Annotated in this window: 13 protein-coding genes; 2 read left to right on the top strand and 11 right to left on the bottom strand. The window is 67.9% G+C overall.

What is annotated here, in order from left to right; translation table 11 throughout:
- Nucleotides 1-9: 9 nt before the first annotated feature.
- Both pyrH and V4U86_RS17155 read right to left on the bottom strand, forming a co-directional pair.
- Nucleotides 10-753 carry a UMP kinase gene (gene pyrH, locus V4U86_RS17150; protein WP_395307156.1) on the bottom strand — a complete coding sequence of 248 codons (744 nt, stop codon included), beginning with the start codon at nt 751-753 and terminating at the stop codon, nt 10-12.
- A 150-nt stretch (nt 754-903) separates the two neighbouring features.
- Nucleotides 904-1,587 carry a class I SAM-dependent methyltransferase gene (locus V4U86_RS17155; protein WP_395307157.1) on the bottom strand — a complete coding sequence of 228 codons (684 nt, stop codon included), beginning with the start codon at nt 1,585-1,587 and terminating at the stop codon, nt 904-906.
- Between the two features lie 36 nt (nt 1,588-1,623).
- Between V4U86_RS17155 and V4U86_RS17160 the strand changes: the two genes are divergently transcribed.
- Nucleotides 1,624-2,067, top strand: a complete 444-nt coding sequence (locus V4U86_RS17160; protein WP_395307158.1) for a MarR family winged helix-turn-helix transcriptional regulator — start codon at nt 1,624-1,626, stop codon at nt 2,065-2,067.
- A 12-nt stretch (nt 2,068-2,079) separates the two neighbouring features.
- Here the strand turns inward: V4U86_RS17160 and V4U86_RS17165 are convergent, their stop codons facing one another.
- The 8 genes from V4U86_RS17165 to rpsB form a co-directional block, all read right to left on the bottom strand.
- A complete protein-coding gene (locus tag V4U86_RS17165) occupies nt 2,080-4,056 on the bottom strand; it encodes a primary-amine oxidase (RefSeq protein ID WP_395307159.1) in 1,977 nt (658 codons plus the stop codon).
- Entirely contained in the window at nt 4,053-5,567 is a 1,515-nt protein-coding gene (locus V4U86_RS17170) for an APC family permease (protein WP_395307160.1), read from the bottom strand. The genes V4U86_RS17165 and V4U86_RS17170 overlap by 4 nt, the downstream gene beginning before the upstream one ends.
- Nucleotides 5,564-6,283, bottom strand: a complete 720-nt coding sequence (locus tag V4U86_RS17175) for an ABC transporter ATP-binding protein (RefSeq protein ID WP_395307161.1) — start codon at nt 6,281-6,283, stop codon at nt 5,564-5,566. The genes V4U86_RS17170 and V4U86_RS17175 overlap by 4 nt, the downstream gene beginning before the upstream one ends.
- Nucleotides 6,284-6,285: 2 nt before the next feature.
- The gene (locus V4U86_RS17180; protein WP_395307162.1) at nt 6,286-6,849 is read right to left on the bottom strand and encodes an FtsX-like permease family protein; all 564 of its coding nucleotides are present in this window, start codon (nt 6,847-6,849) and stop codon (nt 6,286-6,288) included.
- Entirely contained in the window at nt 6,849-8,012 is a 1,164-nt protein-coding gene (locus V4U86_RS17185; protein ID WP_395307163.1) for an ABC transporter permease, read from the bottom strand. Before V4U86_RS17185 ends, V4U86_RS17180 begins: the two co-directional genes overlap by 1 nt.
- A 119-nt stretch (nt 8,013-8,131) precedes the next feature.
- Nucleotides 8,132-9,526, bottom strand: a complete 1,395-nt coding sequence (locus V4U86_RS17190; protein WP_395307164.1) for an amidase — start codon at nt 9,524-9,526, stop codon at nt 8,132-8,134.
- 90 nt (nt 9,527-9,616) lie between these two features.
- Entirely contained in the window at nt 9,617-10,432 is an 816-nt protein-coding gene (tsf, locus tag V4U86_RS17195; protein ID WP_395307165.1) for a translation elongation factor Ts, read from the bottom strand.
- A 19-nt stretch (nt 10,433-10,451) separates the two neighbouring features.
- Nucleotides 10,452-11,264, bottom strand: coding sequence for a 30S ribosomal protein S2 (gene rpsB, locus V4U86_RS17200; protein ID WP_395307166.1), 813 nt, complete (start codon nt 11,262-11,264; stop codon nt 10,452-10,454).
- Between the two features lie 303 nt (nt 11,265-11,567).
- On the opposite strand from rpsB, the gene V4U86_RS17205 reads away from it, so the two are divergent.
- Nucleotides 11,568-12,059, top strand: a complete 492-nt coding sequence (locus V4U86_RS17205) for a M23 family metallopeptidase (protein ID WP_395307167.1) — start codon at nt 11,568-11,570, stop codon at nt 12,057-12,059.
- Here V4U86_RS17205 and V4U86_RS17210 read toward each other — a convergent pair.
- Nucleotides 12,037-12,945 (bottom strand): alpha/beta fold hydrolase, encoded by a 909-nt coding sequence (locus V4U86_RS17210; protein ID WP_395307168.1) that lies wholly within the window; start codon nt 12,943-12,945, stop codon nt 12,037-12,039. The genes V4U86_RS17205 and V4U86_RS17210 overlap by 23 nt on opposite strands.

Below are 12,945 nucleotides of genomic sequence, written 5' to 3' on the forward strand. Positions count from 1 at the left end.
CGCAGCTGCTCAGGTGGTGACCAGTGTTCCGATCTTCTCACCTGCGACCGCTCGCGCGATATTTCCGTCGGTGAGGAGATTGAACACCAGGATCGGCATGCCGTTGTCCATGCAGAGACTGAAGGCGGTGGAATCGGCCACCTGCAGTCCGCGGTCGATGACTTCGCGGTGGGTGATGGATGTCAGCAGCTCGGCGTCCGGGTTCTTGCGCGGGTCGTCGGTGAAGACCCCGTCGACGGCCTTGGCCATCAGCACCACCTCGGCACCGATCTCCAGGGCGCGCTGCGCGGCGGTGGTGTCGGTGGAGAAGTACGGCAGGCCCATACCGGCCCCGAAGATGACGACGCGGCCCTTCTCCAGATGCCGCCGCGCCCGCAGCGGGATGTACGGTTCGGCGACCTGGCCCATGGTGATGGCGGTCTGCACGCGGGTGTCGATCCCTTCCTTCTGCAGGAAGTCCTGCAGGGCAAGGCTGTTCATCACGGTGCCGAGCATGCCCATGTAGTCGCTGCGGGTGCGCTCCATGCCGCGCTGCTGCAACTGGGCGCCGCGGAAGAAGTTGCCGCCACCGATGACCACGGCGACCTGCGCACCTGCGCGGACGACGTCGGCGATCTGACGGGCCACCAGGGCCACCACGTCAGGATCCAGACCGACCTGCCCGCCGCCGAACATCTCGCCACCGAGCTTCAGCAGTACCCGCCTGTACGCAGGCCGGATGACTCCCGGGCCGGCGTTGTCTGGCTCCGTCATCAGACTCCTAGCTGTCCCGACACACCGAATCGCCATCCAGGCGACTCCGCGCGGACGGCCCCTGCAATCCTGCCTCATGAGGGCGCCCTCGCCACGTTCGGGTGGCGAGGGCGTGTCCTGTCGGCGGCGGGATGCGATCCGTGCGCTTGTTCAGCCCAGGTGTGCGCTCAGCAGCCAGGCGCCGACCGAGCGGCGGCCGTCGCCTTCGTCGCGCATGCCGTCGACGGTGAAGACACCGGCCTCGGCCACCGCATCGGGCAGGTTGGCGTGGATGCGGGCCGGCCGGATCTCGTCGATCTGCCAATGCTTGCCCACTGCCGCGCGCAATTCGTCCTCGGTCACCGCGTGGATCGGGCTGCCGGCGGGCACCGCGGCGGCATCGAAGACCAGCACGAAGTACGAGGCGCCCGGGGCGGCGGCACGCACGATGGACTGCTGGTAACCCTCGCGCAGCTCGACCGGCATGGAGTGGAACAGCGTGCTGTCGATGATGGTGCCGAACCGGCCGTCGTAGCCGGTGAACGCACTGATATCGGCCACCTCGAAGGTGGCGTTGGTCAGCCCGCGTTCGGCGGCCTGGGCACGGGCCAGGTCGATGGCGGTGGGTGAGAGATCGAGGCCGACGGTGGTGAACCCCCGGGCGGCCAGATCCAGGGCGGTCGCCGCCTCACCGCAGCCGGCGTCGAGCACGTCGCCGTGCACCTTGCCGGCCTCGATGAGGGCCGCGATCTCGGGTTGGGGCGCGCCGATGCTCCACGGCGGGCGTGCGTTCTCGAACTCGGGAGCATCGCCTCGGTAGGCCTGCTCGAACATTTCCGGCTGTGGTGTGGTCATGACTCCGGTATATCAACGTGGTTGATATGTGTCAATATGCTTGACATGGGTGAGCACCTGACGGATCAGCCGCTCGGCTACCTGCTGAACCGAGCGGCGTCGACGCTGCGCGCAGATGTCACCACCAACGTCCTGGAGCCGCTGGATCTCGCGTTCCCGCAGTACATCTGCATGCGCATCCTGGCCAAGGCGCCCGGACGGTCGAATGCCGAGTTGGCCCGGGACGTCGCCGTCTCCCCGCAGGCGATGAACATGGTGCTGCGCGCGCTGCAGGACCGCGGACTGGTGGCGCGGCCGACCAGTGTGCCCTCGGGGCGCGCGCGGCCGGCCGAACTCACCCGGGAGGGTCACGCGCTGCTCAAGCGCACCGACGAGGGGGTGCGCGCGGCCGAACGGCGGGTGCTCGGCCATCTCAGCGCCGAGGACCGGGATGCGCTGAAGCGCATCCTGGCCGCCGTCGGTACCGATGCCGAGCTCTGAACACGGACGTACCTAGTGGCTGTGGCAGGCCTTCGGCGGTGACGGTGGCAGATCCAAGGCCGGGTTGCCGTCGAAGAACCCCACCGGCTTGAGTTTGAATCCGGTGTAGTGGCACGGCATCACCGGCCAGTCCTCGGGGCAGACCACGTGATGGGCCCCGACGGTGTACCAGAGCACCACATCGGTGTCCTCCAGCGGCGCGTCGTCGGCCACGTACTCGGGTAGCCCCTGCGCGTCGGCGCACTGGTACATATAGTCCCCGGCCGCGTAGAGCTCCTTGGCGTCGTACTTGGTCACCCACAGGTTGTGCTGCACGAACCGCGCCCGGTCGTAGATGACCGAACCCTTCTGCACCATCACCGGCACGATGTCCTTGGGCATCAGCTTGTAGCCCACCGGCGCACCGAACTCGTTGAGCTTGGACGGATTGACCACCTTCCAGTAGCGCCCGGTGGCGTGGTCCCAATCGCGCGCACCCGTGGCCTCGGAGGCCACCAGGGTGTCCCGGGTGATCCACGCGTTGTGGTGCGGGTTGAGCGCCGGGTCGGGCTCGGGGATCGAATCCACTTCGTAGACACTGTTTCCCGGCCCGTCGATGCTCATGTCCATCCGGAAATTGAAGAAGTGCTGATGGTTCGGGCCGTACATCCCCGGCGCCACCATCTTGCCCCAGCGCGGCGTCTCCCCCTCGGGCACCGCCCCGGTGGTCAGCACGCCGGTCAGCTTGACCTCCATCTCGATGGAGGCGTCGTTGTACAGGTACCAGAAGAAGCCGTACTCGTAGTTGCCGACAGTGCAGATCATCGAGATCACCAGTCGCCGGGAACGGCGCACCTCGACCTCACCGGTGCGGAAATCGGTGTGCTTCCAGGAGATCCCGTAGTCCTCCTCGTGCATGCAGATGGCGTTGGGGATGGTGACGGCGTTCCCGTCGGAGTCGTTGACGGTGCCGTCGAAGTAGAAGATCTCCCCCAGGCAGTCACAGCCCAGGGTGAGCGGGTTGGCCGAGAAGCCCATGCCCACCTCACCCATGTCGAAGACGTTCTTGTTCCAGTGCGTCGGCGAGGAATCCCCGTAGGGCACCACCATCTCCGACAGCGCCGCCCGGTACATGATGGGCCGCACGGTGCCCCGGTCGTCGTAGGTGATCTCGTGCAGCACCAGGCCTTCCCGCGGGTTGAATCCGACCCGCAGCGACCACTTCTGCCACTGCACATTCCAGCCGTCCACGGTGAAGCTGGGACCGTCGGGCTGGGTGATCTCGATGGTCTTCACATCGTCGCGGAATCCGCTGAACGCCGGACGGTTGTCGGGGCTGAACATGAACCGCTCGGTGTAGTTGCCTCCCTTGCCGGGCAGTGCCACCACCCCGTGGTCCTCGATGTCGAGCACGGTCATGGTGTCGAGGTCGAAGGTGACGATCAGCCCCTCGACCGGGCGGGCGTACCCGTTCTCCGATGCGGCGGCCCGGATGAAAGTCAGTGGGCGACAGATCAGCGGCGAGTTCTCATGGTCGTCCTGTGCACCGTAGTACCCGGCGGGCCACGGGTCGATCATGGCCAGCCCGAAGTCGGTGACGCCCCGTTTGCGGAGCGCCTCCTGCCAGCGCGGGTCCTCGCGCACCTTCTCCTCCACGCCGGTCATGTGCTCGACGAGATAGGACGGGAACCGGCCCGGAATCGGGGTCCAGGAGTCGATGACCCGGGCCTCGATGTCGACGACAGCTTCGTAGATCGACTTGGCCGCGGCGTCATACATCGTCACGAACGCCTGTCGTGGAATGTCCTGGCGCCCCTTGAACGTCAGGTCAGCGGCCTTGGCCGGCTCGGCCAGCTGGATCATCACGAACTTCAGCGTCGGGGTGGCGTAATCCGACCCCGTGATGACGGCGGCCGCCGCCTCGATCTCGGCCCCGCTCAGCGGATCGAGCGGGTACCGGGTGGCGCCCTCGGTGAGTTCGGTGCCCAGCACGGTGTGCTCCATCGTCATGGGGTGGTGTCCTCCGGTTCTGTCTTGGTGAGGTCGAATACGGCCAGGTGGGCCAGTGCGTCGTCCTGGGACACCTTGCGCGCCGAGCGGCGACCGAAGATATAGACGGTGAGTCCGAGGGCGAACATGCCGAGACTGATGCAGCCGACCCAGGTCATCCAGGTCGCCTGCGGGACATCCAGCCATGGGGTGACGAAGGAGTAGTAGATGCCGCCGACGGTGGCCAGGGAGCCGACGGTGACGGTGATCCACACCCCCACCATGCCGCCGGGGATACGCCAGAACTCCTCGTTCGCATAGCGGTCGGCATACCGCTTGCGCGCCACCACGACCGGGATGAGGAAGAAAAAGCCGGACAGTAGCCACACCGTGCTCAGCCCGCCCTGCAGATAGACCGTCACATTGGCCATGCTGCTCTGGGAGTACAGCCCGACCAGGATGAGCGAGGAGATGACGCCCTGGATCAGGATGGCGCTCACCGGGTTACGGGTGCGCGGGTTGAGGTGGGTGAAGATCCGCGGCAGGTGCCGTTCCAGCCCGGAGACGAAAATCAGCCGGGAATAGGCGACCTGGTAGGTCATCAACGCCACGATGACAATGAAGGCCAGCACGACGGCGCCGACCTCCATCAGGCCGGGGAACCCGGCGACGTCCAGCATGCCGATCACCCCGGTCACCGGATCGATCTGGTCGCCGGGCAACGCCATCATGGTGCCCAGGGTGGTCAGCAGGTAGATCGCCACCAGAGCCGTTGAACCCCAGAGGATCATCTTGGGACCGCTCTTGCGCACGGACAGGAATTCCGCGCCCATGTTGTAGGGCGTCTCGACCCCCAGGAGGTAGAGCAGCACGGTGCCGTAGAGGAATCCGGCCACCGCGAAGTTCGGGATGGTGGCCTCCGCCCAGCTGAACGGGGTCGCCGAACCGTTGTTCACCGCGAACAGCAGACCCGAGATGAAGATGGTGAGTGTCAGGACGCCGTAGACGACGAAGACGATGTTCATGATCTTCTGGTTGGCTGCGAGTTTGGCCAGCGCCAGCCCGATCACGGTCCACAGGATGACCAATTGCAGGATGATGCTCGCGGTGAGCCCGATCTCGGCGTGAAACGCCAAGAGCAACAGTTGCAGGACGATCGCCGGCGAGGACGCGGCGTTGAGGATCACCGGCACCCAGGACAGGTATCCGCCGATGAAGCCCCAGGTCTCCCCCATCGTGCGGGTGGCCCAGATGTACACACCGCCCTGTCCCGGCCACAGGTTACCGAGTTCGACGACGGCCATCCCGGCCGGGACCAAAAAGGTCAGGATGCCCAGCACCCACATCGGGATCGCGGTCCAGCCGCCGCCCGCCATCACCGACGAACCGGTGATCCAGCAGATGATGAACACGTAGGCCGCGGTCAGGCCGAATGTGGTCATCACCTTGGGCAGGATCTGTTCGGGGACAAGCTCGGTGGTCATCAGCTTGTCCCGCTCGGCCGGGGTGACCGCCTCAAGTTCTGCTGTCATAGGATCTGTCCGTCCTTCATCCGTACGACACGGCTCGCTTCGTCGGCCACCGTGGGGTCATGGGTGCTGGCGACGACCGTGACGCCCAGCGTCGAGCACAGGTCGCGCAGCATACGGACCACCGTCTCCCCCGTACGGTGGTCCAGGTTGGCCGTCGGTTCGTCGGCCAACACGAGCGTGGGATTGCTGATCAGCGACCGTGCGATGGCGGTCCGCTGCTGCTCGCCGCCGGACATCTTGGTCGGCTGGTGGTGGATTCGGTGCCCGAGCCCGACGATCTCCAGCAGTTCGACGGCCCGCCGGCGCAGAGCCTTGCGGTCATACGGCTCGAACATCAATGGCAGTTCCACGTTTTCGACCGCCGACAGGAACGGGATCAAATTGTAGCTCTGGAAGATGAACCCCACGGTGTCGTGGCGCAGCGCGGCGAACTGGCTCTCGGTCAGCGTCGCGGTGTCGCGTCCGGCGATCGACACCGTGCCCTTGGTGGGCCGGTCCAGGCCGCCGATGATGTTCAGCAGCGTCGACTTGCCGCTGCCGCTGGGCCCCATCAGGCAGACGAACTCGCCTGGCAGAACTTTGAGTTCGACGGCGATCAGGGCCTTGACCACCTCGTCGCCGAGCTTGTGGAGTTTCCAGACGTCGGTGACGTCGACGACGGGGGTCGGCGTGGTCTCGGGCGCGACCGGTACGGCGGTCTCGTCGATGGCGGTCATGTCTATCCTCCGCTGTTCAGTGATCGGATCGGTGGCCGCGACGCGGCATTCCAGGTCGGGACGATGCTGGTGGCCACGGCCGCCACGATGCTGACCACCACCGCGATGGCAGCCCCCGACGCCAGTCCGGCGGCGTCGACACCTCCGGGTGCGAACCCGGTGAGCCCCAGCGTGATTCCGGTGATCGCGGCCAGCGCCGCGCCGCCGGCGGCCCCCGCCACCGCCGCCAGCACCGGCTCGACCAGCAGTGCCGTCACGACCGGCGTCCGCCGGATGCCGTTGGCTGCGAGCACGCCGAGCTCGCGGGTGCGGTTGGCCACGGTGCGGGTGGTTGCCACCGCGACCTCGACCACGCCGACGAGCAGTACGGTGACCGCGATCAGCACCACGGCCGCGGCGATTTCGTCGGCGTTGCCGAGTGCGGCGGCCTGGGTGGTGATGCCCGCCGACATCCCGAACACGATCACGACCAGGAATGCGCCGGTGGCGGTGGTGACCGCCGGCAGGATCATCTCGCGCAACCGGCGCCGCGCCGACAGCCAGCCGTAGGTCAGGCCGTATCTCATCACCGGCCCCCCAGCAGATCGACCGGGCGCTGCTGCAACAGCCGGTGCACGGGTACCAGCGCGCCGACGATGGCCATGGCCGGGATGAACGCCGCCACCATGCCCGCTGCCTGCGCCCATGCCGCAAGCGTCGCGATCTCCGGGATGACCAGCGCGACAGCCGCTCCCGCTCCGAGGATCCCGACGAGGTACGCGGTGAAAAAGACGATGCCGGATTCGACCAGGAAGAAGTACAGCACCTCGTCGGCGAGCCCGATGCTGGACATGATGCCGAACTCGCGTTTGCGCTCGGACACCGCGGCCAGGAAGGAGGACACCGCGATGACGAAGCCCAGGATGAGACCGATCGTGGAGATCACTCCGAGGGTGGAACCGGTGACCTTGCCCGAGAACAGGGCGGAGAACTTCTGCTCGAAGGTCAACGGTCCCGATCCGCCCACCGTGTCATAGATCAGGCCGGGCCCGCCGGGCTCGGGCCGCACCGACGGGTCGGCCGTCGACGGTAGCCCGGTGGCGGCACCGAATACCTTGGCAAGATCGCGGCGATGCTCCTCCCCGGCCGGTGCGGCGACCGTCCACCATCCGTTCTCGCCGACGATACCGTGGGCCAGATCTGTTGCCACCGTGATTGTTTCGCCGTCACCGACGATGCCCACGGAGACCGGACGACCGCCGATCGCCACGGTGTCCCCGGCCGCGATCCCGAGCCGGGCGGCGGCCGCGACCCCGACCGTGGCCTGTCCGCCGGGCACCGCGTCGGATCCGCGCAGCGACACCGTGGCGCCGTCGACGGTGGTCGTACCGGACAGGGTGCGGGTGGCCGTCCAGCCCGCGGGGGCGGTGAAGGCCGGCGCGGGACCGTCGGCGATCAGCGCCCGGGCGTCCGGGTCGTAGCGCACGCCGCCGGCGGGCACCACCCAGAGCTGGTCGGCACCAAGGACATCGGTGACCGAGTCGGCGCCGGTGGCGGCGAAACTCGCCGAGATGGTGCGCACGACGGTGACACAGGCGATCGCCAGGGCGATGCCGAGGACAGCGAGCACAAAGCGTTCCGGGCGCCGCCGGATGTTCGCGACCGCGAATCGGACCAGGCACCCGAAGGTGTTTCCCGATACGCGGGCGATCTCCGGTGACCGAACGATTGTGGGTGCGAGGGGCTCCACGAAGGGAATGTTGAGCCCGCCGTGTTTCGTCGAAAGCGACCTGAGGTATCGGCCTGGTTACGCCGATCCCATCGCCATTAAGACAAGATGTCGCGCCCGCAACGGAATTCGTCGCCGGTTCAGTCCTGGATGCGCCGGAACGGTGCGGCCTGCTCGATCTCGTAGGCCAGCTCCAACAGCCTCCGGTCGTGTCCGACCGGGGCGCCGAACATCATCCCGACCGGCAACCCGGACTCGGACTGCCCGAGCGGCAACGAGATCGCCGGTTCGCCGGTGACGTTCTGCAGCGGCGTGAACGCCACCCAATCCACCAGCCGGTCGATGATCTGGCGGTAGTCGGCGGTGGGGTCCAGGTGACCCAGTCGGGGGGTCGCCTCGGCCAGCGTCGGGGTGAGCACCACGTCGTAGCGAGCGGTGGCCCGGGCGGTGGCCCGACGGGTGCGGGCCAGCCTGGTCATCGTCAGGGGCAGCTTGGCCAGATTGCGGGCCGCGTGGTCCTCCAGCCCGAGGGTGAGGTTGTCGAGCCGGGTGCGATCGAAACTCGGCCCGAACGTCCGCTTGCCGCCACGCACCAGGGCGTAGGACAGCAGCGCCCAGTACAGCAGGAAATCCTCCATGAAGCTGGCCGGCACCGGATTGCCGATCCGGGTCACCCGGTGGCCGAGCCCCTCCAGCAGTGCGACGGACTTCTCGACGATCTCGCAGACCTCCGGGCTGGCTTGCCGCGCAATCGATTCCGTGCACATGGCGATGTTCAGCCGACGCCTGCCGGGGCCCGCGACGTCACCGATCGCGGGGAGCTTCGGATTGCGCCAGAGCAGTTCGGCCTCCCGGTAGAAGGCCGCGGTGTCGCGCACCGAGCGGGTCAGCACACCGTTGGCGACGATGCGGATCGGCATCTGACGCATCTGCTTGTCCAGCGGCAGCCGTCCGCGGGAGGGTTTGAGGCCCACCAGCCCGTTGCAGGCCGCCGGGATCCGGATCGATCCGCCGCCGTCGTTGGCGTGCGCGATGGGCACCACCCCGGCGGCGACGAACGCCCCCGACCCCGACGAGGAGGCCCCGGCGGTGTACTCGGTGTTCCACGGATTGCGTACGGAGCCCAGGCGGGGATGCTCGGCCGAGGCGCTGAAACCGAACTCGGAGAGCTGCGTTTTACCCAGCGCCACCAGTCCGGTGCCCAGGTAGGTGCGGGCCCAGTCGCCGTCCCTGGCAGCCGGTCGCGGCGTCCAGGCGTCGGTGCCCTCCATCGTGGGCATGCCCGCCACGTTGGCGTTGTCCTTGACGAAGGTAGGAACCCCGGACAGGAAACCGCCGTGCGGGGCGGCCGCGCGAGCCGAGTCGAACGCCCGGTACGCCAGCCCGTTGAGCACCGGATCGACGGCCTCGACACGCGCGATCGCCGCGTCGATCAGCTCGCGCCGGGACACCGCACCCTCGCGCAGCGCGGCGACCAGTCCCACCGCGTCCAGATCCCCGAGAGCGTCATCGCCGAAGGCGTGGATGCGAGCCATGCCCCGACGGTACCAGCACGTACCAGCGGGTGGCCGTAAAAGCAGAGAACCCCGCGCCACCGAGGTGACGCGGGGTTCTTCTGGTCTGGATCAGGCCTGGCCGACCTCGAAGCGGACGAACCGCGACACGGTCACGCCGGCCTCGTCGAGCAGCGCCTTGACGGTCTTCTTGTTGTCGGACACCGACGGCTGGTCCAGCAGCACGACGTCCTTGTAGAAGCCGGTGACGCGACCCTCCACGATCTTGGGCAGCGCCTGCTCGGGCTTGCCCTCCTCCTTGGCGGTCTCCTCGGCGATACGACGCTCGTTGGCGACGATGTCCTCGGGCACGTCCTCGCGGGTGAGGTACTTGGCCTTCAGCGCAGCGATCTGCAGGGCGACCGCGTGTGCGGCGTCCTGCGAGTCACCCGTGAACTCGACGAGCACACCCACGGCGGGCGGCAGGTCGGCCGCCCGCTTGTGCAGGTAGGTCTCGACCTGACCGTCGAAGTAGGCCACCCGGCGCAGTTCGAGCTTCTCGCCGATCTTGGCCGACAGGTCGGCGATCAGCTGCTCGACCGTGGTGCCGTCGACCTCGACGGCCTTGAGGACGTCCACGTCGCCGGCCTTGGCGGCCGCGGCGGCGGTGACGACCTTGTCGGCCAGCGCCTGGAACTCGGCGTTCTTCGCGACGAAGTCGGTCTCCGAGTTCAGCTCGATGAGTGCGCCGTCCTTGGCTGCCACCAGGCCCTCGGCGGTCGCGCGCTCGGCGCGCTTGCCGACGTCCTTGGCACCCTTGATGCGCAGCACCTCGACGGCCTTGTCGAAATCGCCGTCGCTCTCGGCCAGCGCGTTCTTGCAGTCCATCATTCCTGCGCCGGTCAGCTCCCGCAGTCGCTTGACGTCGGCAGCGGTGTAGTTCGCCATAACAGCTCTCTCCTGGAGATTAGGAAGCGTCGGTGGGGGTTTCGGCGGCAGCAGCGCCTTCGGCGGGGCTGGTGGTCGCACCGGCCAGCAGCTCCTGCTCCCACTCGGCGAGCGGCTCGGCAGTCTCGGCCTCGGCCTTGCCACCCGAACGCGCCTGCAGGCCCTCGGCGACCGCGGAGGCGATCACCTTGGTCAGCAGTGCGGCCGAACGGATCGCGTCGTCGTTGCCCGGGATCGGGTAGTCGACCACGTCGGGATCGCAGTTGGTGTCCAGGATCGCGATGACCGGGATGTTCAGCTTGCGAGCCTCGGCGACCGCCAGGTGCTCCTTGTTGGTGTCGACGACCCAGACGGCCGAGGGAACCTTGGCCATGTCGCGGATACCGCCGAGCGACCGCTCCAGCTTGTTCTTCTCACGCGTGAGCATGAGGATTTCCTTCTTGGTGCGACCCTCGAAGCCACCGGTCTGCTCCATGGCCTCCAGCTCCTTCATCCGCTGAAGGCGCTTGTGCACGGTGGAGAAGTTGGTGAGCATGCCGCCGAGCCAGCGCTGGTTCACGTACGGCATGCCGACGCGGGTGGCCTCTTCGGCGATCGATTCCTGCGCCTGCTTCTTGGTGCCGACGAACATGATGCTGCCGCCGTGCGCGACGGTTTCCTTGACGAACTCGTAGGCCGAGTCGATGTAGGTCAGCGTCTGCTGCAGATCGATGATGTAGATGCCGTTGCGGTCGGTGAAGATGAACCGCTTCATCTTGGGGTTCCAGCGTCGGGTCTGATGCCCGAAGTGAGCGCCGCTGTCGAGCAGCTGCTTCATGGTTACAACAGCCATGTTTTGGCCAGCCTTCATTCTCGGTTGTCGTCCGGAATCGGGTGATACCGGACCCTGGCGCCTGCTTGCTGCCGGACCCGATTCGGTTTCCCGGATCAGGACCGCCCGGCATGCTGGTCGCAACCCGGTGGGAGCGGTTGCGGTGCAGGCGCGCGAAGTCAGCCCACGGATGTGAGCTGCGGGGAGAAGTTTACACCGTTGGAACCTGTGCTTTTACCACCCGAAGAATGCACAGTCCCCGGTTCGTCCACATCCTGGCCCGAGCCCCTTCTGCCGACGTCTCCGGCGTACTGAAGTGAAGTGATGCGGCTTCTCGCGGTGTTCGCGGCGGTGCTGCTGTGCGCTGCGCCGGCGTCGGCCGAGAGCGCCGGACTGCGCTGGCCGCTGCACCCCGAGCCCACGGTGACCCGTGCGTTCGACGCACCCCGACCGGACTGGACCCGCGGTCACCGCGGGGTGGACCTGGCCGGGGTCACAGGTCAGCCGGTGTACGCGGGCGCGGCGGGCACGGTGGTGTTCGCCGGTGAATTGGCCGGGCGGCCGCTGGTCTCGGTGCAGCACCCGGGCGGGTTGCGCACCAGCTATGAACCGGTGCGCGCGGCGGTGCGGCCCGGGCAGGCGGTGCAGGCCGGGTCGGCGCTGGGAGTGCTGCTGGACGGGCATGCCGGCTGTCCGGTGGCCGCGTGCCTGCACTGGGGTGCGATGTGGGGCCCGGCCGCGCGGGCGGACTACGTGGATCCGCTGGGCCTGCTGGAGGTCACGCCGATCCGGCTCAAGCCCGTGCGCCCCGGCTGACCGTGGGCCCGCCCAGGAACTCCACCATCGCATCGAGCACCACGTCGGGGGCATCGCGCTGCACCCAGTGCCCGACCCCGGGGACTTCCGTCAGCCAGGCACCCGGGATCGCCCGGGCAGCGGCTCGGGCACGCGCGATCGGCACACCGGTGTCGCGATCACCGTGCACCAACAGCACCGGGACCGTGATGGACGGCAGCCGGGGCGTGTAGTCGGTGCGCAACCGGTTCCACCGGACCTGATCGCGCTGCCACTGGGCGAATGCGGTGAACCCACCCGGGCAGGCGGCGGCGGCCATCACCTCGTCGATCAGGTCATCGGTCAGCTGAGCCGGGTTCCGGATCAACTGGCGCAGGCTCGCGACCATCAGGGTGCGGTGCGCCCCGACCCACCGGGTCGTCGAGCCCAGCAGACCGGTGCGCAGCATCGCCCAGGTCAGGAGCTGTCGGGGCAGCGACAGCGGCCCGTCGGAGAGCCGGGGCATGATGCCGTAGCTGCCCAGCAGCATCGCGGCGGTCACCCGGTCCGGGCGGTCCAGCAGGTGCCCGATCGTCATGCCGCCCCCGAGCGACAGCCCGCCGACGGCATACCGGTCGAGGCCGAGCGCGTCGGTGAATTCCCGGACGTAGCCGACCAGTCGTTCCTGGGTCACCGGCTGCGGCGCCGATGGGCTGTGCCCGTAACCGGGGTGATCCGGGGCGATGACGCGGTAACCGGTGTCGGCGAGCCGGGGGCCGAGCGATCCCCACGACAACGAGGCGTTGTCCACCCCGCCGCCGTGCAGCAGCAGCACCGTCGGGGCGGGAGCCGGCTGGACGGGAACCCAGGTCAGATAGGAGACGGGCCCCGAGGCGAGGTCGATGACGGCGCGGACGGCTTCGAGCAT

Source organism: Mycobacterium sp. AMU20-3851, from assembly GCF_043974665.1.
In the GTDB taxonomy this organism is placed as follows: Bacteria; Actinomycetota; Actinomycetes; order Mycobacteriales; family Mycobacteriaceae; genus Mycobacterium.

Excerpts from the sequence above, each read along its gene's own strand:
- pyrH (WP_395307156.1), bottom strand. The coding sequence starts at position 753 with ATGACGGAGCCAGACAACGCCGGCCCGGGAGTCATCCGGCCTGCGTAC.
- V4U86_RS17155 (WP_395307157.1), bottom strand. The coding sequence starts at position 1,587 with ATGACCACACCACAGCCGGAAATGTTCGAGCAGGCCTACCGAGGCGAT.
- V4U86_RS17160 (WP_395307158.1), top strand. The coding sequence starts at position 1,624 with ATGCTTGACATGGGTGAGCACCTGACGGATCAGCCGCTCGGCTACCTG.
- V4U86_RS17165 (WP_395307159.1), bottom strand. The coding sequence starts at position 4,056 with ATGACGATGGAGCACACCGTGCTGGGCACCGAACTCACCGAGGGCGCC.
- V4U86_RS17170 (WP_395307160.1), bottom strand. The coding sequence starts at position 5,567 with ATGACAGCAGAACTTGAGGCGGTCACCCCGGCCGAGCGGGACAAGCTG.
- V4U86_RS17175 (WP_395307161.1), bottom strand. The coding sequence starts at position 6,283 with ATGACCGCCATCGACGAGACCGCCGTACCGGTCGCGCCCGAGACCACG.
- V4U86_RS17180 (WP_395307162.1), bottom strand. The coding sequence starts at position 6,849 with ATGAGATACGGCCTGACCTACGGCTGGCTGTCGGCGCGGCGCCGGTTG.
- V4U86_RS17190 (WP_395307164.1), bottom strand. The coding sequence starts at position 9,526 with ATGGCTCGCATCCACGCCTTCGGCGATGACGCTCTCGGGGATCTGGAC.
- tsf (WP_395307165.1), bottom strand. The coding sequence starts at position 10,432 with ATGGCGAACTACACCGCTGCCGACGTCAAGCGACTGCGGGAGCTGACC.
- rpsB (WP_395307166.1), bottom strand. The coding sequence starts at position 11,264 with ATGGCTGTTGTAACCATGAAGCAGCTGCTCGACAGCGGCGCTCACTTC.
- V4U86_RS17205 (WP_395307167.1), top strand. The coding sequence starts at position 11,568 with ATGCGGCTTCTCGCGGTGTTCGCGGCGGTGCTGCTGTGCGCTGCGCCG.
- V4U86_RS17210 (WP_395307168.1), bottom strand. The coding sequence starts at position 12,945 with ATGCTCGAAGCCGTCCGCGCCGTCATCGACCTCGCCTCGGGGCCCGTC.